Origin of the sequence: Pseudomonas sp. 50_B (assembly GCF_017491625.1) — a bacterium.
GTDB classification, from domain to species: domain Bacteria; phylum Pseudomonadota; class Gammaproteobacteria; order Pseudomonadales; family Pseudomonadaceae; genus Aquipseudomonas; species Aquipseudomonas danubii.
The window spans coordinates 48,715-69,115 of record NZ_JAFGYX010000022.1 but is presented as its reverse complement, the minus strand read 5'-3'; the positions used below and the strand labels follow the sequence as shown (position 1 = coordinate 69,115).

The 20,401-nt window shown below is 58.7% G+C and carries 20 protein-coding genes, 4 tRNA genes and 1 pseudogene; 7 read left to right on the top strand and 18 right to left on the bottom strand.

The genetic code is table 11. The features are described from left to right. Nucleotides 1-690 carry an endonuclease I family protein gene (locus tag J5M73_RS25085; protein ID WP_102864090.1) on the top strand — a complete coding sequence of 230 codons (690 nt, stop codon included), beginning with the start codon at nt 1-3 and terminating at the stop codon, nt 688-690. 50 nt (nt 691-740) lie between these two features. On the opposite strand, the gene J5M73_RS25080 is transcribed toward J5M73_RS25085, so the two are convergent. Next, nucleotides 741-1,097, bottom strand: coding sequence for a penicillin-binding protein activator LpoB (locus J5M73_RS25080; RefSeq protein WP_102863637.1), 357 nt, complete (start codon nt 1,095-1,097; stop codon nt 741-743). A 264-nt stretch (nt 1,098-1,361) separates the two neighbouring features. Between J5M73_RS25080 and csrA the strand changes: the two genes are divergently transcribed. Continuing rightward, nucleotides 1,362-1,556 carry a carbon storage regulator CsrA gene (gene csrA, locus J5M73_RS25075; protein WP_007920550.1) on the top strand — a complete coding sequence of 65 codons (195 nt, stop codon included), beginning with the start codon at nt 1,362-1,364 and terminating at the stop codon, nt 1,554-1,556. Between the two features lie 237 nt (nt 1,557-1,793). Here csrA and J5M73_RS25070 read toward each other — a convergent pair whose 3' ends face one another. From J5M73_RS25070 to J5M73_RS25055, 4 genes are all read right to left on the bottom strand, one after another. Continuing rightward, nucleotides 1,794-2,225: a VOC family protein gene (locus J5M73_RS25070; protein WP_102863638.1), complete on the bottom strand. Its 432-nt coding sequence runs from the start codon at nt 2,223-2,225 to the stop codon at nt 1,794-1,796. A 233-nt stretch (nt 2,226-2,458) separates the two neighbouring features. Then, entirely contained in the window at nt 2,459-3,871 is a 1,413-nt protein-coding gene (locus tag J5M73_RS25065; RefSeq protein ID WP_102864091.1) for a glycosyl hydrolase family 18 protein, read from the bottom strand. Between the two features lie 99 nt (nt 3,872-3,970). Further along, the gene (locus J5M73_RS25060) at nt 3,971-4,600 is read right to left on the bottom strand and encodes a lytic polysaccharide monooxygenase auxiliary activity family 9 protein (protein WP_102863640.1); all 630 of its coding nucleotides are present in this window, start codon (nt 4,598-4,600) and stop codon (nt 3,971-3,973) included. A gap of 346 nt (nt 4,601-4,946) precedes the next feature. Continuing rightward, the gene (locus tag J5M73_RS25055; RefSeq protein ID WP_102863641.1) at nt 4,947-5,297 is read right to left on the bottom strand and encodes a hypothetical protein; all 351 of its coding nucleotides are present in this window, start codon (nt 5,295-5,297) and stop codon (nt 4,947-4,949) included. 309 nt (nt 5,298-5,606) lie between these two features. Here J5M73_RS25055 and J5M73_RS25050 point away from each other — a divergent pair, with 309 nt between their 5' ends. From J5M73_RS25050 to J5M73_RS25040, 3 genes and pseudogenes are all read left to right on the top strand, one after another. Then, on the top strand, nt 5,607-6,740 hold the full coding sequence (locus tag J5M73_RS25050) for an RNA ligase RtcB family protein (protein WP_102863642.1): 1,134 nt from the start codon (nt 5,607-5,609) through the stop codon (nt 6,738-6,740). Beyond that, the gene (gene prfH, locus J5M73_RS25045) at nt 6,740-7,531 is read left to right on the top strand and encodes a peptide chain release factor H (protein ID WP_102864092.1); all 792 of its coding nucleotides are present in this window, start codon (nt 6,740-6,742) and stop codon (nt 7,529-7,531) included. The genes J5M73_RS25050 and prfH overlap by 1 nt, the downstream gene beginning before the upstream one ends. 8 nt (nt 7,532-7,539) lie before the next feature. Further along, a pseudogene (locus J5M73_RS25040) lies at nt 7,540-8,175 on the top strand (CatB-related O-acetyltransferase). A 184-nt stretch (nt 8,176-8,359) separates the two neighbouring features. Here J5M73_RS25040 and J5M73_RS25035 read toward each other — a convergent pair. Beyond that, nucleotides 8,360-8,436, bottom strand: a tRNA-Val gene (locus tag J5M73_RS25035). A 187-nt stretch (nt 8,437-8,623) separates the two neighbouring features. Here J5M73_RS25035 and J5M73_RS25030 point away from each other — a divergent pair. Then, nucleotides 8,624-9,907 carry an FAD-binding oxidoreductase gene (locus J5M73_RS25030; protein ID WP_102863644.1) on the top strand — a complete coding sequence of 428 codons (1,284 nt, stop codon included), beginning with the start codon at nt 8,624-8,626 and terminating at the stop codon, nt 9,905-9,907. Between the two features lie 208 nt (nt 9,908-10,115). On the opposite strand, the gene J5M73_RS25025 is transcribed toward J5M73_RS25030, so the two are convergent. From J5M73_RS25025 to truA, 12 genes are all read right to left on the bottom strand, one after another. After that, nucleotides 10,116-10,192: transfer RNA gene (locus J5M73_RS25025), tRNA-Asp, on the bottom strand. A 101-nt stretch (nt 10,193-10,293) separates the two neighbouring features. Then, nucleotides 10,294-10,370, bottom strand: a tRNA-Asp gene (locus tag J5M73_RS25020). 58 nt (nt 10,371-10,428) lie between these two features. Further along, nucleotides 10,429-10,504 (bottom strand) — tRNA-Val (locus tag J5M73_RS25015). A gap of 125 nt (nt 10,505-10,629) precedes the next feature. Further along, entirely contained in the window at nt 10,630-11,406 is a 777-nt protein-coding gene (locus tag J5M73_RS25010) for an SDR family oxidoreductase (RefSeq protein WP_102863645.1), read from the bottom strand. Beyond that, nucleotides 11,403-12,614 (bottom strand): O-succinylhomoserine sulfhydrylase, encoded by a 1,212-nt coding sequence (locus J5M73_RS25005; RefSeq protein WP_102863647.1) that lies wholly within the window; start codon nt 12,612-12,614, stop codon nt 11,403-11,405. The genes J5M73_RS25010 and J5M73_RS25005 overlap by 4 nt, the downstream gene beginning before the upstream one ends. A gap of 36 nt (nt 12,615-12,650) precedes the next feature. Beyond that, nucleotides 12,651-14,156 (bottom strand): amidophosphoribosyltransferase, encoded by a 1,506-nt coding sequence (gene purF / locus J5M73_RS25000; RefSeq protein WP_102863649.1) that lies wholly within the window; start codon nt 14,154-14,156, stop codon nt 12,651-12,653. Nucleotides 14,157-14,197: 41 nt separating this feature from the next. After that, the gene (locus tag J5M73_RS24995; RefSeq protein ID WP_016968003.1) at nt 14,198-14,755 is read right to left on the bottom strand and encodes a CvpA family protein; all 558 of its coding nucleotides are present in this window, start codon (nt 14,753-14,755) and stop codon (nt 14,198-14,200) included. 98 nt (nt 14,756-14,853) lie between these two features. Then, on the bottom strand, nt 14,854-15,495 hold the full coding sequence (locus tag J5M73_RS24990; RefSeq protein ID WP_115581986.1) for an SPOR domain-containing protein: 642 nt from the start codon (nt 15,493-15,495) through the stop codon (nt 14,854-14,856). Further along, nucleotides 15,479-16,786 (bottom strand): bifunctional tetrahydrofolate synthase/dihydrofolate synthase, encoded by a 1,308-nt coding sequence (gene folC / locus J5M73_RS24985; protein ID WP_102863653.1) that lies wholly within the window; start codon nt 16,784-16,786, stop codon nt 15,479-15,481. The genes J5M73_RS24990 and folC overlap by 17 nt, the downstream gene beginning before the upstream one ends. Then, entirely contained in the window at nt 16,783-17,703 is a 921-nt protein-coding gene (accD, locus tag J5M73_RS24980) for an acetyl-CoA carboxylase, carboxyltransferase subunit beta (RefSeq protein ID WP_060838410.1), read from the bottom strand. Before accD ends, folC begins: the two co-directional genes overlap by 4 nt. 259 nt (nt 17,704-17,962) lie before the next feature. Then, nucleotides 17,963-18,595, bottom strand: coding sequence for a phosphoribosylanthranilate isomerase (locus J5M73_RS24975; RefSeq protein WP_102863655.1), 633 nt, complete (start codon nt 18,593-18,595; stop codon nt 17,963-17,965). Nucleotides 18,596-18,658: 63 nt separating this feature from the next. Continuing rightward, the gene (truA, locus tag J5M73_RS24970; protein ID WP_170002255.1) at nt 18,659-19,513 is read right to left on the bottom strand and encodes a tRNA pseudouridine(38-40) synthase TruA; all 855 of its coding nucleotides are present in this window, start codon (nt 19,511-19,513) and stop codon (nt 18,659-18,661) included. A gap of 188 nt (nt 19,514-19,701) precedes the next feature. Here truA and J5M73_RS24965 point away from each other — a divergent pair, with 188 nt between their 5' ends. Beyond that, nucleotides 19,702-20,361: a M24 family metallopeptidase gene (locus tag J5M73_RS24965; RefSeq protein ID WP_102863659.1), complete on the top strand. Its 660-nt coding sequence runs from the start codon at nt 19,702-19,704 to the stop codon at nt 20,359-20,361. Nucleotides 20,362-20,401: the final 40 nt, after the last annotated feature.

Sequence of the window (20,401 nt, the reverse complement as noted above, 5' to 3'; positions counted from 1 at the left end):
ATGAGTGTCCGTTGTTTTGCCGTACTGCTGTTTTTCGTCACCTTCACCGCCCAAGCCGATGCCCCACGCACCTTCAGCGAAGCCAAGAAAGTCGCCTGGAAACTCTATGCCCCCCAATCAACCGAGTTCTACTGCGGCTGCAAGTACAACGGCAACCGGATAAACCTCGCCGCTTGCGGCTATATACCGCGCAAGAACGCCAAGCGTGCGGAGCGCATCGAATGGGAACACATAGTGCCGGCCTGGCAGATCGGTCATCAGCGCCAATGCTGGCAGCAAGGCGGGCGCAAGAATTGCACCCGTACCGACCCGGTCTATCAGCGGGCCGAAGCGGACTTGCATAACCTGGTACCAAGCATTGGCGAAGTGAATGGCGACCGCAGCAACTTCAGTTTCGGTTGGCTGCCGGAGCAATCCGGGCAATATGGCTCATGCCTGACCCAGGTGGATTTCAAGGCCAAGAAAGTCATGCCCCGCCCCTCGATTCGCGGCATGATCGCCCGCACCTACTTCTACATGAGCAAGCAATACGGTCTGCGCCTGTCGAAACAGGATCGACAGCTCTTCGAAGCCTGGAACAAAACCTATCCGGTGCAGGATTGGGAGCGCCAACGCAATCAGAGCGTGGCCTGCGTGATGGGGCGTGGGAACGAGTTTGTCGGAACCGTCAACCTCAAGGCCTGCGGCTGACCCAGAGGCGCCCCTTGATGTGGGCGCCTCTCGATATGGCGGGGGCAGGCTTACTGTGCAGCCTGGTGCTCGATAACCGTGACATCGATGTCACGCTTCTTGGCCTTGATGAGTTTCTCGACCACTTCGGTCTTTTTTGCCTCGGCCTCGGCCTGGGACGCAAAAGGCCCGAGCAGCACCCGTTTCTTGCCTTCCACGGTCACCACATTGGACATGATCCCGTGCTCGATCAGCCAACCTGTGAGATCACTGACCGCCAGGGGCAGTTCGCTGCCCACCCACACATCCCACTGCGGCGCGGTAGAAGCCTGAACCGGCTGAACCTGCGTCGTCGCCAAAGCGCTCTTGTTCGCCTCGACTGGCTTGCCTTCACCGCAACCGGCCAACGCCAACACCGCCATCATCATCGCTACTGTGCGCACAACCTACCCCTAGAAAGTCTGAGGCGGCGATTTTAGCACTCAAGACAAAAGAGACCTCGTCACAAAAACAGGCCGAAACAGGAAGAATGATATTTATTGCCTCTGTATAGTTGCGCCTTGGGAATTAATAGATCGTCTGCGCGTCAGAAAGAGGCACCCACTCAGTGGAACTTCGCACTAATCTATACCTAAGACCGACCTCTGCACTGTTTGAATCTGGTGCTCTACAAAGCCATCAAGGAGAAGATCATGCTGATACTCACCCGCAAAGTCGGTGAAAGCATAAACATCGGTGACGACATTACGATCACCATTCTCGGCGTCAGCGGCCAACAGGTCCGCATCGGTATCAACGCGCCAAAAGACGTCGCGGTACACCGCGAGGAAATCTATCAACGCATTCAAGCCGGACTGACCGCCCCGGACAAACGCGAAACCCCATGAATCCAATGAGCACCCGCTCCCTGCCTGTGCCCAACAGCTGGCGCGGCGCGTGCCCTATTTGTCTTGAACCTCTCCTACAGAACACCTGCATGCCCTGACCGGATTGCGGCTATAACAGATTCCCGCCCACTGGATTGTCATCAAGCACTGACTATCGCCCTTTTCTGGCAAGTACCAACCGCAGCCTCCCGGTACGCGGCGCCTCAGCAATACAGGCGTCGCACCCGGGCTCGGCGGTCAGGCGCTGACCGCTGGCTTGAACCCCAGATCCTCAGTGAACCGCAGCAGGTAGCCGTCCGGATCAAGCACCAGCAGGTTCAACTCACCATGCAGTAACTCATCATGCCGGTACCAGCACTCCTGGATTTCCCTGCGCAGGACGATACCGGCATGCGCCAGAGCGGCAGCCATCTGGCGAATGTCCGGGCACTCGATAGACAAGTTCATGCCTCGGCCAAAAGGCGCCTGCAAGGGGCCGACGCGCCACTCTGATTCCTCCTGATCATCCTGCTCCAGCATCAACTGAGCGCCGTTGAAGGAAAGAAAGGCAAAGAAGTGTTCCGGACGCTGATACTCCACCTTGAAACCGAGGGTATCGCGATAAAAAATCAGACTGCGCTCCAGGTCCGTGACCAGCATTTCCGGAACCAGGTTATTCATTTGAAACATGGCAAAAGTCCATTGCTCATTGATCGAGCCGCGAGACTACGCCCAAGCCGATCCCAAGTGCAGCCCCGCTTACCAATGATTACAACTGAGCCAATGCCACACCAGGCGCCACGCCCATCCACCTGCCGCCGATCATCCATGGACAGCCTTCAGAAAGAAAAGGCGACCCGCATTCGGATCGACAACATCCGTGCGGGCCGCCTTGCCGTTGAGAAAAACAACGACGTCACTGTTCAGCCATGACGCTCCAGCAACACCTTGCTCCACAGGGTGAAGGCCACGGAGGGCGTCCATGCCGGGTTTGAAGTGTGCTCTTGAAGGCAGAGATAGTGATTGCCCTCGTAGCTCACTCCGTCATCCCGGAGATAGCGTTGACTGCTACTCCACTCAGGAAAGCTCGGATCGACGGCGCCACCCGCGGTCCTGACACTCAGGCTGCGACTGGGCAACGATTCACGACCCTGAGTATCAGTGGCCGTGACGAAGTAACTGTACTGGGTATCGGCACTCAGCCCCTTGTCTTCGAAGCCCAGGGAAGTCGCCTGGCCCACCGCATTGCCATCGCGATACAGGGTGTAGAACTCCACCGGGCGCACACCACTGGAGGCGCCCCAGCTCAAGGTGACACTGCTACGAGTGGCTCCCAGCACCTGCAGGTTTCCAGGTGCCCCGGGACGCTCGGGCTCTGCGCCATCGCCATGGATCAACGGCGCATAACGGTTGCGGAACTCCCAGTTGTACGGCACGCCTTGCCGACTGACTCCGGCATCCCAGTTCACCGACCAGGTCATCAAGCCCTTGATGGCATGACCAGCATCCTGCAGCCGCTTGAACGCATTGCTCACAGCCGCGGGATCGATGACATAGCCCGTGGCCGCGGCATCGACGTTGCTGGGCAAGCCGATTGCCAGCTTGTCCGCCGCAATCCGGGTGTAACCGCGAGAGCCCGAAGCCAGGCTGTCGGTCAGGTAGAACAGGAAGTCCTCCTTCATCTGATCATTGTTCTGGGCAATCCAAGCGCCCTGCCCGCCATTGGCCTCCGGCACCCAGAGTCCATCGCCACCCTGGTTGTAGTATTGCGGCGCGACAAAGTCGTAGTAGCCCTCCAGGGCTTGCAGGTAAGCCACGTACTTGCCATTGCTGGTCAGGTACGGAAACTCCGGCGCCATGCTGATGATGAAATGCTTGCCCTGACCGGCATAGTGATCCTTCACCAGCTTCAAGGCTGCCGGCAACACACTCTTGTTGTCGGCATAGTCGATTGCACTCTGCTCCAGATCGATATCCAGGCCATCGAAGCCGTAAGTCTCCACCAGACGGATGATTTCGTTGGCCAAAGGCTGCTCGTCGCCCTTGCGCAACTCGATATGCGCATCGGCACCACCCAGGGAAATCAGCACGACGCGCCCCTGGCTGTTGAGCACACCGACCTGACGCCGGAACTCGGCGTCCGAGAGGTTGTAGGGCTTGAAGGTGGGAATGCCGTTGCCCTTCATGAAGGCCACCGCCACCACGTTGTACTCCTTGGGGACATCCAGCAGGCTCAGATTGGCAAATTGCCCCTGCTGATAACCGTCGGCAGAACCGGCGGCCCAGTTATGCCAGAAGCCCATGAGGATCTTCTTGCCGGCAATGCTCGGCATCATGGCGGCCGCATCGGCAGCTTGACTCTTGTTTAATGCAAAATCGATTTTATTCACGCTCTAATCCTTCAGAACTGTTAAAGGGGGCTGCACGACCGAGACTTACTTGAAGTCCAGATCGAAGGCCTGATAAAACCCGTTTCCGGTATTGGCGACAACCCACACCAGCACCACAACATGGTGGCCTTTCTTGTTTTTTGGCAGCACAACTTCATGATTAGTCTTAGCCTTCAATACCGAGCCAAACTTGTCGAATGGAACTTCGGTATAAAAATCCTGATAAAAAGCCTGAGGTTCCAGTTGTGCGCGGCTGATGCGTTGCTTCGGGTCCCAACCATCTTTAGTGATGAACCAGCTGTAGCCACGAGTGACGTGGGGCGCGGTGTACTCCCATTGCACCCGGAACACCTGACCGGGGTCCACATTGAGCAGCGGCCAGCTGAAGGCACGATTGATTTTCTTCGACATTTCCTCGTTGGTGAAGTTGATGCAGTCGCGCTCATCCACCTTGCCACCACTGAGAATGTGGCCATCTGCGGGAGGTACCGCGCTCCCGACATCGCTGTCGTAAGGTTTCGGGAAAGGCCCGGCGGTCAGAGCCGGAAAGTTTTTCCCGCCTTCCATTTCATTCACCTGCCAGGTTCCCAGCAATCCCAGCTCTACAGCAACCGCACCACGACTGGAAGGCGAAACAACGCGACCATGTTTAACTTGAGCTTGTGGCTTGTTCATATCTTTCACTCCATTGATTAAGTAAGTCTTGCTCCTTGTTGAGCACCTTTAACTTAGCGCACTTTTCTCGATTTTCTTCACCACATCACAAACTAACCATCCAGAACAATTTACACAATTCAGCGCCAGCCCTATTAAACACTAGACTTCTTTGTTTGAACTGACACTTTAAAGAGTCAATGTATTACACGCTTTTCTACACTAAAACTCATACTTTCTGCCGAGAGAAAATATCAAGCCATACAACTTGCGTTGAAAACACGGCACCCAGAAACAACAAAACCCGGCGATTGCCGGGTTTGCTGACAGAAAGGCTGAGCGCCTACACCTGAAGCGCTGTCTGGGCTTACAGACAGGTCGCCAACGCGGCCAATCGACGCTTCGAAACAGAGCTGCCCTCGATCGCGTAATAGTGGACAGCGGTGCCCGAGGGCTCGGCCTTGATATCCACGAAGACTTCAGCTGCACGGGTATACACCGTATATCCGCCTACCTTGCCAGCTTGCAGGTAGGCAGCCGCATCCACACCAAAGACCGCCTCATCCTGCCAGGCGAACTGTACGCATTGCGCCACCAGTTGATCGGCCTTGGCCGAGGTCAGGGTCTTGTTGGGCGTTCTTGTCCGGGCATCGTCCATGGTGGAACTTGCACAGCCGGCCAACAACACCGCAACCATCACCGCCATCAAAACCCGCATGCTGCCACCTCGTCCATAAAACGCGAGAGTATCGCTCACACGGCGGAGAAAAGGCGTTTGAGCAGAAAAAAAGAAGCCGCGATGCCAATTGCCTTTTGTTTACAAACCCCATTGCAAGGCCTCAGGCAAAGGATTAACCTTCGCGCCCCTTCCCACACTTTTGCCAAGGAGATCCACCATGCAACAGCTGATCAACCCTTGCAGGACGTGCCTGGTTTAAACGCTGTATCCGCTACCCGTTAGCGCCTTCGCTTAACCCCGCTCCGTCCTGCCACTACCTGAATATTTTTTTCCAATCAGGAATTGGACATGGACACTTGCATCCGTCATTTGTCGAATGGCGTCTCTCTTATCGCCTCCGACACCACCTGGATCGAAGACAAAGCGCTCCAGCAACTGCACACCACCGCCCAACTACCCGGCATGCGCCAGGTCGTAGGCATGCCTGACCTGCACCCAGGCCGAGGCTACCCGGTAGGTGCAGCATTTTTTTCCACTGAGGTGGCCTATCCGGCACTGGTGGGCAACGACATCGGCTGCGGCATGGCGCTGTGGCAAACCGACCTCTCCAGCAGCCGCCTCAATCTGGACAAGCTGGAAAAGAAAATCGGCAATATCGATCTCCCTTTGGATGAACAGTGGGATGAAGAACGTGCCCAGCTGGGCCTGCCCCTCACCGGTCACGAGCACTCACTGGGCACCATTGGCGGCGGCAATCACTTCGCCGAGCTGCAACAGCTCGATCAGGTGTACGACACCGCAGCCCTGCTGGCTCTGGAACTGAATCCGAAAGCCTTGTTGCTGCTGGTGCATAGCGGCTCTCGCGGCCTGGGAGAGGCCATACTGCGGCGCCATGTGGATCAGCACGGGCACAACGGCCTGGAGATGACCAGCGCCGCTGGCGTCCAGTACTTGCAAGAGCATGATGAGGCCCTGCGCTTCGCCGAAGCCAACCGACGACTGATTGCCGAACGCCTGCTGCACAACCTGCGAGCCAAGGGGCACGCCACTCTGGACATCAACCACAACCTGGTGTCCCCGGCGAATATCGATGGCGTCGAGGGCTGGCTGCATCGCAAGGGCGCCACACCATCGGACCAGGGTCCAGTGGTCATTCCGGGCTCCCGCGGTGACTACAGCTACCTGGTACAGCCCACTCCGACGCCTGTCAGCCTGTTCTCCCTGGCCCACGGCGCCGGACGCAAATGGCTGCGCAGCGACTGCAAGGGCCGGCTGGCGACCCGCTTCAGCTTCGACCAGCTCAAGCGCACGCAACTGGGCAGCCGAGTGATCTGCGAAGACCGCGGATTGATGTACGAGGAAGCGCCCGAAGCCTACAAGAGCATCGACAGCGTAGTGGGCAGCCTGCGGGACGCCGGCCTGGTAAAGGTCATCGCCCGGCTCAAGCCGGTACTGACTTACAAACGCCGGGGGTGCTGCTGATGCTGTTACAGCTGTCCTCTGCCCAGGGGCCTGCCGAGTGCGAGCTGGCGGTGACCAAGGCCTTGCGCCTGCTGTATCGCGAAGCCGAGGCACAAGGCGTAAGCACCAGCCTGGTCGAACTGGTACCCGGCCAAACCCGGGACACCCACAAGTCGGTCCTGATCAGCCTTGATGGCGAACAGGCTGCAAGACTGGCTGAACGCTGGACAGGCACCCTGCTCTGGACCTGCAAAAGCCCGTGTCGCCCTGGACACAAACGCAAGAACTGGTATTTCGCCGGGCAACTGTTCAAGGCTCCACAAGACAGCATGGACGGCGAAATCCGCTTTGAAGCCATGCGTGCATCAGGTCCGGGCGGACAACACGTGAACACCACCGACTCCGCAGTGCGTGCCACGCACCTGGCAACTGGAATCAGCGTGAAAGTGCAGTCCGAACGCAGTCAGCACGACAACAAGCGCGTTGCTCGCCTGCTGATCCAGCAGCGCCTGGCGGATCGGCAACAGCAATCCGAGGAAGCACTGCGTCTGCAACGCCGCGACGCCCATCACCGAGTGGAGCGCGGCAACCCGGTACGCCGTTTCAACGGCAACGCGTTCATAGCCCAAGACTGCCCCCCGGCCACGGGAGCCGGCCATCACGACGGCTCCCTGCACCAGAAGTTGGCGAGCTTCGCCTGCGCAAACAGGGAACCGCACGTAAAAAATCCTCAACCCACTCGCCAACAGGACCGCCACCCACAAAAAGAACCGTGGACGGCAACGACCAGGACAATGGAAGACACGGAGTAAAAACCTTGATGAACAGCTATTTTGAAAGCCCCCTTCAAAGGCATCCCCTTGATCAGCAAGTAACCCACCCGGATATCCAGGTGGGCCGCTACAGCTACTACTCAGGTTACTAGCGCGATCACAGCTTCAATGACTGCGCAAACTACCTTCTTCATGATGAAGGCGCTGACCAACTGATTATCGGCAGCTTCTGCTCAATTGGCTCAGGGGCGGCATTCATAATGCCCGGCAACCAAGGGCATAGGAACGAGCGGATCAGCACCTTCCCCTTCTATTGGATGTCCGAGGAGCCTGCGTTCACAGGCGCGCAAAACGGCTACGAAGCCGCTGGGGACACGGTGATCGGCAATGATGTCTGGATGGGTTCCGAAGCCGTTGTCATGCCCGGCATCAAAATCGGAGACGGTGCAGTGATAGGCACCCGCGACCTGGTGACACGAGATGTCGAACCTTAGGCAATCGTCGGCGGCAGTCCTTTCAAGACGATCCGTAAACGCTTCGACGAACGTAGCATCGAGAGGCTTCTGGCGATGCAGTGGAGGCACTGGAGCGACGACCAGTTAAAAGCGGTAATGCAACTGATGACCAGTAGCAATATCGCGGCGTTGTTTCAGCACTGGAAGGAGTTCGTTCGAGCGCCCTGACCCGACATCCCCAAGCGGCCCGCTCACTCCGGCCGCCATCAGGACAAGAAGCGCCATGCGGAAAAACAGTGATCGCACCGAAGTTCTGAAGAGCACCTCGCAATACAATTAAAACGCCCAAAGCAAAAAAGGGCTCACCTTTCGGTGAACCCCTTCTAGACCGCCCAGCAGAGCGGATTTTGTTTGGTAGGCGCGATTGGACTCGAACCAACGACCCCCACCATGTCAAGGTGGTGCTCTAACCAACTGAGCTACGTGCCTGCTGTGAGGCGGCATTCTACGGAATTCCAAAGGGGTGTCAACACCTTTTTTGCAGCTAAGCCTATGAATATGCGAATTTTTTAATTTCGCGGCCACGAAGAAGTTTTTCTTCCTGTCTGGTAGCGGATTTTCAACTCAGGTAGCATCGACGCACTCGTAAAATATATTAAACACATGAGGTCGCAGGATGGCGAACATTCCCTACCCACAGTCTTATTACGCTGCTTCCGCCAATGCGGCCCCGGAACGCGCACAGTTGCAAGATGAGGTTGAAACCGACGTCTGCGTGATAGGCGCAGGTTACACGGGCCTGTCCAGCGCCCTGTTTCTTCTGGAAAACGGCTTCCGGGTGACCGTGCTCGAGGCCGCCAAGGTCGGCTTCGGTGCATCCGGGCGCAATGGCGGGCAGATCGTCAACAGCTACAGTCGCGACATCGATGTAATCGAACGCACTGTCGGCCCCAAGCAAGCACAACTGCTGGGTCAGATGGCATTCGAGGGCGGCCGTATCATCCGCGAGCGCGTCGCCAAGTATCAGATCCAGTGCGATCTGAAAGACGGGGGCGTGTTTGCCGCACTGACCAACAAGCAAATGGGTCACCTGGAGTCGCAAAAGCGTCTCTGGGAGCGCTACGGCCACACTCAGCTGGAGTTACTGGACGAGCGGCGGATTCGTGAAGTCGTGGCCTGCGACCAGTACAAGGGCGGCATGCTCGATATGAGTGGCGGCCACATCCACCCGCTGAACCTGGCCCTGGGTGAAGCGGCTGCCGTGGAATCCCTGGGCGGGACCATTTACGAACAATCCCCAGCGCTACGCATCGAGCGCGGCGCCAGCCCCGTGGTACATACCCCGCAGGGTAAAGTCCGCGCCAAGTTCATCATCGTCGCCGGCAACGCCTACCTGGGCAACCTGATTCCGGAGCTGGCAGCCAAATCCATGCCGTGCGGCACCCAGGTGATCACTACCGAACCCTTGGCCGATGAGCTGGCAGCCAGCCTGCTGCCCCAGGACTACTGCGTCGAGGACTGCAACTACCTGCTGGACTATTACCGCCTCTCCGGCGACAAGCGCCTGATCTTCGGCGGCGGAGTAGTGTATGGCGCCCGTGACCCGGCCAATATCGAAGCGATCATCAGGCCGAAGATGCTCAAGGCCTTCCCGCAGCTGCAAAACGTGAAGATCGACTACGCCTGGACCGGCAACTTCCTGCTAACCCTGTCACGCCTGCCACAGGTTGGTCGTCTGGGAGACAACATCTACTACTCCCAGGGCTGCAGTGGACACGGCGTGACCTATACCCACCTGGCGGGCAAGGTCCTGGCAGAAGCCCTAAGAGGCCAGGCAGAGCGTTTTGACGCCTTCGCCGATCTACCCCACTACCCTTTCCCTGGAGGCCAATTGCTGCGCACTCCATTCACCGCACTAGGAGCCTGGTACTACAGTTTACGAGACAAGTTCGGCCTCTGATAAACGGCCTTTCTGACACCATAAAAAAACCGCCCAACAGGCGGTTTTTTTATGCTCGGACATTTCCACTCAAATTGCACAACTGCGCCATGCTTATTGCAAAAACAAAAAACCCCGGTCTTTCGACCAGGGTCTTTGCTATCTATGCGAATCAAGCCTTTGGCTTTCTTCGTTGCTTCAAGGCGTTCAGTGGTCCTTGAAACTGATATGGCGCAGCGGACGGGACTCGAACCCGCGACCCCCGGCGTGACAGGCCGGTATTCTAACCGACTGAACTACCGCTGCGTATCGCTTGGACTTGCGTCCATGTGAACCGTTTAAATCGTCTGACTAAAAAGCTTTTGGACTTTTCAATCTCAAACCAGGTCAACCTGATCTGGAAAATATGGCGCAGCGGACGGGACTCGAACCCGCGACCCCCGGCGTGACAGGCCGGTATTCTAACCGACTGAACTACCGCTGCGCGTCGGTTGGAGGCTTCCTTGGAAGCTTCCGCCTTTCTCTCGAAAGACTCTCAGCAATGGTGGGTGATGACGGGATCGAACCGCCGACCCTCTGCTTGTAAGGCAGATGCTCTCCCGGCTGAGCTAATCACCCTTTGCTTCGCTGAGGCCGCGAAATTTACGCAGGTACCGAAGCTAAGTCAATAGCAGGCTTGAAGTTTTTTTCAGAAACAGCTGCAAGCGACACACTGCGAGGCCCAGGCAAAAGCCAAGACCGTATCATTCCTGATAAATCATTTTCTTGGTCATGCCGCCGTCCACCACGAACTCTTGACCAGTAACGAATCCCGAGTTGCGCGACAGTAGCCAAGCCACCATCGCTGCCACGTCCTCCACCGCCCCCACCCTGCCCGCTGGATGCTGGGCGTGATCAGCATCAGACAAAGGCTCGGCACGTCGCACCGCTGGATCACGAGCGTCGATCCAGCCAGGACTCACGGCGTTGACCCGAATTTCCGGTCCCAGACTAATTGCCAGGGCGTGAGTCAAGGCCAGCAAACCACCCTTGCTCGCCGCATAGGCCTCACTGTCGGGCTCCGATTGCCGAGCACGAGTAGAAGCCAGGTTGACGATAGAACCGCCATGGGCACGCAGATAAGGCGCGCAATGCTTGGCCAGCAGCATAGGCCCGCCAAGATTCACCGCCAGCACCCGATTCCAGTAGGCCAGGTCCAGGCTTTCCAAGGTGATGTTGTGCGGATCGGCCACCGCAGCATTGCAGACCAGGGCGTCCAGGCGCCCGAACTGCCCCAGCACCTCGGCAACCCCTTGAGCCACCTGCTGCTCATCCGCCACGTCCATGGTGATGAACCAGGCATTCTCACCCAGCACCTTGGAAACCTTGGAACCGCGCTCCCGATCCAGATCGGTCAGCACCACTTGCCAGCCTTCACTGATCAGCCATGCAGCGATCCCCAGGCCAATGCCCCGCGCCGCGCCGGTGACCAGCGCAACACGACCATTAACGCCACCCTGAGGCGTGGACAACTCGATCACAAGGCTGCCAGACCGCGAGCCAGGTCGGCCTGCAGGTCAGCCACATCCTCCAGCCCCACTGCAATGCGGATCAGACTGTCACGAATACCCGCAGCCTCACGCTCCTGAGGCGCCAGACGCCCGTGGGAAGTGGTGCTCGGATGGGTAATAGTGGTTTTGCTGTCGCCCAGGTTGGCAGTGATCGAAATCAGCCGAGTGGCATCGATAAAGCGCCAGGCGCCCTCTTTACCACCCTTGACCTCAAAGCTCACCACCGCACCGAAACCACGCTGCTGGCGCTTGGCCAGCTCGTGCTGCGGATGACTGGCAAGACCTGCGTAGTGCACCTTCTCGACACCGTCCTGCTGCTCCAGCCATTGCGCCAGGGCCAGGGCATTGGAGCAGTGGGCACGCATCCGCAAGCTCAGAGTCTCCAGCCCCTTGAGGAAAATCCAAGCATTGAACGGACTCAGGGTCGGCCCTGCAGTACGCAGGAAACCCACCACTTCTTTCATTTGTTCGCTGCGGCCGGCCACCACACCGCCCATACAACGGCCCTGACCGTCAATGAACTTGGTCGCCGAATGCACCACCACGTCCGCACCAAGCTTCAGCGGCTGCTGCAACGCAGGGGTACAGAAACAGTTGTCGACCACCAGCATCGCACCCTTGGCATGAGCTACCTCGGCCAGTGCGGCGATGTCCACCAACTCGGCCAAGGGATTGGATGGCGACTCGACAAACAGCAATTTGGTGTTGCTCTTGATTGCCGCATCCCAGCCGGACAGGTCCGCCAGGGGTACGTAATCAACCTCAACACCAAAACGCCTGAAGTACTTCTCGAACAAGCTGATGGTCGAGCCGAATACACTGCGCGACACCAGCACGTGGTCCCCAGCACTGCAAAGACTCATCACCACCGAAAGAATGGCCGCCATGCCAGTGGCCGTGGCGACTGCCTGCTCCGCACCTTCCAGCGCCGCGATTCGTTCTTCGAACGAGCGCACCGTCGGATTGGTGTAGCGCGAATAGACGTTACCAGGAACCTCGCCGGCGAACCGCGCAGCCGCATCGGCAGCTGTACGGAACACATAGCTGGAGGTAAAGAACATTGGATCACCGTGCTCGCCTTCCGGCGAGCGGTGTTGGCCGGCGCGCACCGCCAGGGTATCGAACGCTACGCCTTCAAGGTCGCTGTCCAGCCGACCGGCATCCCAATCCTGACTCATGCCGCCTACTCCTAATGTCTTCTTAAATGCTCTGGATCAGTTGTTGTACAGATCGATGATGGCGCTGACTGCCTGAGTCTTGGCCTTGGAAGCATCATTACGAGCGTCCTCGATCTTGTTCAGATAGGCCTCATCCACATCGCCAGTGACGTACTTGCCATCAAACACGGCGCAATCGAAGCTCTCGATCTTGATCTTGCCACCACCGACCGCTTCGATCAGGTCTGGCAAGTCTTGATAGATCAGCCAGTCGGCACCGATCAGGTCCGCCACATCCTGGGTCGAACGATTGTGGGCAATCAGTTCATGGGCGCTTGGCATGTCGATGCCGTACACGTTCGGATAGCGTACAGCAGGGGCCGCCGAGCAGAAGTAGACGTTTTTCGCGCCGGCTTCACGGGCCATCTGGATGATCTGCTTGCAGGTGGTGCCACGGACGATGGAGTCATCCACCAGCATCACGTTCTTGCCGCGGAATTCCAGCTCAATTGCATTGAGTTTCTGACGCACGGATTTCTTCCGCGCCGCCTGGCCCGGCATGATAAAGGTGCGACCGATATAGCGGTTCTTGACGAAACCTTCGCGGAACTTGACGCCCAGATGGTTGGCCAACTCCAACGCCGCGGTACGACTGGTGTCCGGAATCGGGATCACCACATCAATATCGTGCTCCGGACGCTCGCGCAGGATCTTCTCGGCCAACTTCTCGCCCATACGCAGACGCGCCTTGTACACCGAGACACCATCAATGATCGAGTCAGGACGAGCCAGATAAACGTGCTCGAAGATGCACGGAGTCAGCTGCGGGTTGGTGGCGCACTGGCGGGTGTAGAGTTTGCCTTCTTCAGTGATGTAGACCGCCTCGCCCGGAGCCAGGTCGCGAATCAGAGTGAAGCCCAGCACGTCCAGGGAAACGCTTTCCGAGGCAATCATGTACTCCACGCCTTCGTCGGTATGACGCTGGCCGAAGACGATCGGACGGATACCGTGTGGATCACGGAAACCGACGATGCCGTAACCGGTGATCATGGCCACCACTGCGTAACCACCGACACAGCGGTTGTGCACGTCAGTCACCGCAGCAAACACGTCTTCCTCGGTAGGCTGCAGCTTGCCGCGCTGGGCCAGCTCGTGAGCGAACACGTTGAGCAGCACTTCGGAGTCGGAGTTGGTGTTGACGTGGCGCAGATCGGACTCATAGATCTCTTTGGCCAACTGCTCGACATTGGTCAGGTTGCCGTTGTGCGCCAGGGTGATGCCGTACGGCGAGTTGACGTAGAACGGCTGAGCCTCGGCCGAAGTCGAACTGCCCGCAGTCGGGTAACGCACATGGCCAATACCCATGTGACCGACCAGACGCTGCATATGCCGCTGCTGGAACACATCACGAACCAGGCCATTGTCCTTGCGCAGGAATAACCGGCCATCATGGCTGGTCACGATACCGGCAGCGTCCTGGCCGCGGTGCTGGAGGACGGTTAGCGCGTCATACAGCGCCTGATTGACGTTCGACTTACCGACGATACCGACGATGCCACACATGCGACGCAACCCCTACTTAATGAAACTGAACTGAACACATCTTACTGAGGCGTTTTGGCCGGTAAGAGGTGCTCCTTGAACGGTATTTCAGCGGGTACGCTGATACCGCTGGCCAGCCACTGACTGCTCCACCCCAGAATGAGGTTCTTGGACCAGTCTGCAACCAATAGAAATTGTGGCACCAGTCGCGACTGTTGCCACCAGGAATCCTGCTGAACCGGCCCCAGGCTCAAGAGCCCGACGGCCACGACCACCAGCAACGCGCCACGCGCCGCGCCGAAGGCCATGCCGAGAAATCGATCGGTTCCGGAGAGACCGGTGACACGAATCAATTCGCCGATGAGATAGTTGACCATTGCCCCCACCAGCAAGGTGGCGACAAACATGATTGCGCAGCCCGCGATCACGCGAGCCGAAGGAGTTTCGATATAACCGCCGAGGTACTCGGACAGTGAGCCACCAAACATCCAGGCAACGACTCCTGCGATGATCCAGGTAAGCAACGACAAGGCTTCTTTGACGAAACCGCGGCTCAAGCTGATCAAAGCGGAGATGGCGATTATTGCAACGATCGCCCAGTCAACCCAGGTAAATGGCACAGTGCAGCCTACAGACGGATAAGGCGGCGCATTTTAACAGAGCGCTTGGCTGTCGGTAAGCTGCGATTCACTGTGCTTTTGAAATCAGCCAGATAGCCTCAGCCACGCTCCGGCTGGAAGCGCACCACAAACCCCTTGAGGTTGTGCTGACGACCCAACAGGTCACGCAGACGATCAGCCTCGGCCCGCTCGATCAACGGCCCGACAAACACCCGATTCTTGCCTTCAGCAGAACGGATATATGCGTTATAGCCCTGGCTGCGCAGGGTTTTCTGCAGGTTTTCCGCACTTTCACGGCTCGACAGGCTGGCCAACTGCACCGACCAGCTGATGGACAGACCATTGGCATCGATCCGACTCTGACTGGTGTCAGGCTTGGCTACGGCAATCGGCTGGGCTGGGGCCGGCACAGGGGCAGGCTTAGGCGCTGGCGCCGGCTTGCTGGCCACTACAGGTGCTGGCGCACTCGGAGCAATCGGCATCGACGGTGCAACCTGCTGCACCACAGGCTCCTCGACAGGCACCGGTTCCTGGGGCAATACCTGGGGCTCAGGCACCACCACCGGCTCAACCTGAACCTGAGGCATGGCCGAGGCCTGTGGCGCCGGCGGCGCTTCAACCGTTACGTGGCGCTGCTCATCCTCTCGCGAGAACAGCATCGGCAGAAAAATCACCGCCAAAGCCACCAACACCAGCGCTCCAACCATTCGCTGCTTGTAGACCTTATCCAGCATTGCCATGTGCAGCTTCCTCCGTGGAGCGCCGGGCGAGCCACTCAAGCGCCTCGGCAACACAATAAAAAGATCCGAACAGCAGAATTTCGTCATCTGCAGTCGCTTGCGCACATTGCGCGTCCAACGCCGCTGCGACACTGGCATAAGACGCTACCGAAGCACCAAGGTTCTCCAAGGCGGCCTGCAGATCCTCAACAGGACGCGCCCGAGGCGAATCCAGTGGAGCCACCGCCCAGTGCTGGACCGAGGCCTGCAAACTGCCGAAAACTCCCGACAGATCCTTGTCTGCCAGCAGGCCGAATACCGCCAGGCGCTTGCCGGCTACGGGTCGACGCGCCAGGCGCTCAGCCAGATACTGCGCGGCATGGGGATTGTGCCCCACATCCAGCAGCAGGTTCAGACGCTTGCCCTGCCACTCGATCTGCCGACGATCCAGACGGCCGGTCACCCGGGTCCGCTGCAGAGCTGCACCGATCAGCTCAGGCTGCCAGGGCAACCCGGTAAGCAGGTAGGCCTGCAACGCCAACGCCGCGTTTTCCATGGGCAAATCGAGCAGCGGCAGATCCCGCAACTCAACCTGATTGCCCCGGGCATCCAGACCGCGCCATTGCCAATATTCTTCGGTGAGCCCGAGGTCGAAATCTCGCCCCCGGAGAAAAAGCGGACAACCCAGCTCTCGCGCCTTGTCCAGCAAAGGCTGCGGCGGATTCAGGTCGCCACACAGAGCTGGAGCGCCGGCACGGAAGATTCCAGCCTTCTCGAAAGCCACGGACTCCCGGGAATCCCCCAGGTACTCGATATGATCGACACCAATGCTGGTGACCAATGCCAGGTCGGCATCCACCAGATTGACCGCATCCAGACGCCCACCCAGCCCCACTTCCAGGACTACGGCATCCAGGGCCGCGCGCTGGAACAGCCAGAACGCCGCCAGGGTGCCCATCTCGAAATAGGTCAGGGAAACATCACCACGCCCCGCCTCTACCGCAACAAAGGCCTCGCACAGTTGCTGATCAGTGGCCTCAACGCCATTGATCTGCACCCGTTCGTTGTAGCGCAGCAGGTGCGGCGAGCTGTAGACCCCAACCTGCAGACCCTGAGCCCGCAACAGGGAAGCGACAAAGGCACAAGTAGAGCCCTTGCCATTGGTACCCGTGACCGTGATGACCCGAGGCGCCGGCTTGCCCAGCCCCATCCGGGCCACTACCTGCTGCGAGCGCTCAAGCCCCATATCGATGGCCGAAGGGTGCAACTGCTCAAGGTAGGCGAGCCAATCGCCCAGGGTACGCTGGGTCATAGGTTTGCTGGAGCCGGCGGAACCACGATCGGTTCAACGGGAGCAGCCACGAATTCAGGCGTCGGCAGCCCCATGAGCTGGGCCAGCAGATTACCCAGGCGCGGACGCAGCTCCTGACGGGAGATGATCATGTCGATGGCACCGTGCTCCAGAAGGAATTCGCTGCGCTGGAAGCCTTCCGGCAGTTTTTCCCGCACGGTCTGCTCGATCACTCGCGGCCCCGCGAAGCCCACCAGGGCTTTAGGCTCGGCGACGATTACATCACCCAACATCGCCAGACTGGCGGAAACACCACCGTAGACCGGGTCGGTCAGCACGGAGACGAATGGAATACCTTCTTCACGCAGGCGCGCCAGCACGGCGGAGGTCTTGGCCATCTGCATCAGGGAGATCAGCGCCTCCTGCATCCGCGCACCACCGGAGGCGGAGAAGCAGATCATTGGGCAACGGTTTTCCAGAGCGTAGTTGGCCGCGCGGACAAAGCGTTCGCCAACGATGGCGCCCATGGACCCGCCCATGAAGGAGAACTCAAAGGCCGAGACCACGACCGGCATGCCTAGCAGAGTGCCACTCATGGAGATCAGAGCATCCTTCTCGCCCGTCTGCTTCTGCGCTGCTGTCAGACGGTCCTTGTACTTCTTGCCGTCACGGAATTTCAGACGGTCAACCGGCTCCAGGTCAGCGCCCAGCTCGGCACGACCTTCGGCGTCGAGGAAAATATCGATCCGGGCGCGAGCACCGATGCGCATGTGGTGATTGCACTTGGGGCAAACATCCAGGGTCTTTTCCAGCTCCGGACGATAAAGCACCGCCTCGCAGGACGGACACTTGTGCCAAAGACCTTCGGGCACCGAGCTTTTCTTCACCTCGGAACGCATGATCGAAGGGATCAGTTTGTCTACTAACCAGTTGCTCATGCTTTCTTTCTCCAGTACCGGCGGCCCGAACGCTCTGGTTCGCAACCCCGCGTATGCCCTTGAGCTAAATTCATGTGTGCGGCGATGATCACTTCGCTACCGCGGTCAGCACCGGGCTCGACCTGCCTGCAATGAAGCGCCCCTCAGCCATCCCGACAACCCGCAATAGAGCGGTTGCCACTCGATTCCGACCCCGCCTTAAGGCGGCGCCTGCCTGTTTTGTACAGTGGTGTTATGGACGGCGGCAGACTGCCAGCCGTCACATCGACTCGTTGCTACGACGCACTGCCTGCATAAATGCCTGAATCTTTGCCGGGTCCTTGATGCCCTTGCTCTGCTCCACACCGCCACTGACGTCCACCGCGTAGGGGCGAACCCGAGTAATGGCCTCGGCGACGTTCTGCGCAGACAGTCCGCCAGCCAGGATGATCGGCTTGCTCAGCCCCTGAGGAACCAGGGACCAGTCAAAGGCCTCGCCAGTTCCCCCCGGCACACCCTCGACATAGGTATCCAGCAGAATTCCGCTGGCGCGCGGATAAGCCAGGCAGGCAGCAGCAACGTCATCCCCGGCCTTGACGCGCAGCGCCTTGATATAGGGACGGTGATAACCCTCGCAATCCGCTGCCGACTCATCGCCATGGAACTGCAGCAGGTCCAGCGGAACGGCATCGAGGATCTCCCCCAACTCGCAGCGACTGGCATTGACGAACAGCCCGACCGTCGTCACGAATGGCGGCAAGGCGGCGATGATCGCCCGCGCCTGCTGCACACTCACCGCCCGGGGACTCTTGGCATAGAACACCAGACCGATGGCATCGGCCCCCGCCGCCACCGCTGCCAACGCATCTTCTATGCGGGTAATCCCGCAAATCTTGCTGCGAACAGCTGACATGTCGTTTGAACCTCGGGGGCAAATTCGGAAAGTTCCGGATGGTAGCAAATGCTTTTCCGGGCGTCAGCCGTCAAGTTCAGACCAACCGGTGAGGAAATGTGGCCCGATGTATCGCTCCGGCAACTGGAACTCATCCTTGTATTCCACCTGCACCAGATACAGGCCGAAAGGATGGGCGGTGACCCCGCCCGTGCGGCGAATCCGGCTCTCCAACACCTCCCGCGCCCACTCCACCGGCCGCTCGCCCGCACCAATGGTCATCAAGACCCCGGCAATATTGCGCACCATGTGATGCAGGAAGGCACTGGCGCGAATGTCCAGGACAATCATCTTGCCGTGCCGGGTAACCCGCAGGTGGTGAATCTCCTTGATCGGTGACTTGGCCTGGCACTGGCCGGCCCGGAACGCACTGAAATCATGGGTCCCCACCAGAAACGCGGCAGCCTGGGCCATCCGTTCGATATCCAGCGGCCGGTGATTCCAAGTGACCTCCTCATTGAGATGGGCCGGACGGATCTGATCGTTGTAGATCACATAGCGATAGCGCCGGGCAATCGCCTTGAACCGAGCATGAAAATGCGCCGGCATCTCACGAGCCCAACTGACACTGATGTCATGAGGCAGGTTGATATTGGCCCCCATGACCCAAGCCTTCATTGAGCGCACGGCCTGGGTATCGAAATGCACCACCTGACCACAGGCATGCACACCGGCATCGGTACGCCCCGCACAAGCCACCACCACCGGAGAGTCCGCGACCCTGGACAAGGCCTTCTCCAGGGTTTCCTGGACGCTGGGCACACCAGAAGCCTGACGCTGCCAACCGCGATAGCGCGATCCCTTGTATTCAACACCCAGAGCGATACGGGAAAAGCCTGCGGCCGCCATTTCGGCGGCCGGGTTATCTATATTTGCCAAGAACTTACAGCCTGCTGATATGCGCAAAGGCGCTCATTATAAGGCTGGCGGGAGCAGACGCCATGCACTGCCGCGGTTTAGTTGCAGATTGCTTCACGTCGACAACGATTGCATCAGCCGCCAGGTCATCGCTATATAGCAATCTACATAGCGGTAGAAAAACAAACACCCTGACCGAGAGCCGACGAATGATCGCAACCAACAAAGAAGCCGTGGGCCTGGCCTACAGCCTGGAAGGCATGCTCCACGCCAAGCGCATGACCTGGGAGGCCATCGCGCAAATGGCCAGGCGGATCAGGCCCGGCATGCACGAATCCACCGCCAGGGAGATGGGCCTGCAAGTATTACAGGAGCTGGGCATGGAACGTATTTGGCACCCACTGCTGATTCGTTTTGGCGCCAACACCCTTAAGACCTTCAAGCAACGCTCCGACAGCGACCCCCAGCTGAATGAAAACGATCTGTTCTTCATTGACCTGGGAGTCGTCTGGGATCGCCACGAAGGCGATTGCGGAGCGACTTACGTCGTAGGTTGCGACGAGGAAATGCACGCCTGTGCCGCGGCCGCCAAGAGCCTGTTCGATCAGGTGCACGATCACTGGAAAACCCATCAAGTGGCCGGCGCCGAACTGTACCAATATGCCGAAGAACAGGCCCGCGCCATGGGCTGGATGCTCAACCTGGAGATCAAGGGGCATCGGGTCAGCGACTTCCCCCACGCCATCTATCGCGCTGGAGACCTGGGGGACTTCGCCGACTGCCCACAAGTGGGCCTGTGGATCCTGGAAATCCAGATCGCCCACCCCACTCGCCCCTTTGGCGCCTTCTACGAAGACCTGCTGGTCTGAATGACCGCCAAAAGCGCCACCAACAAAAACGGCAGCCTTA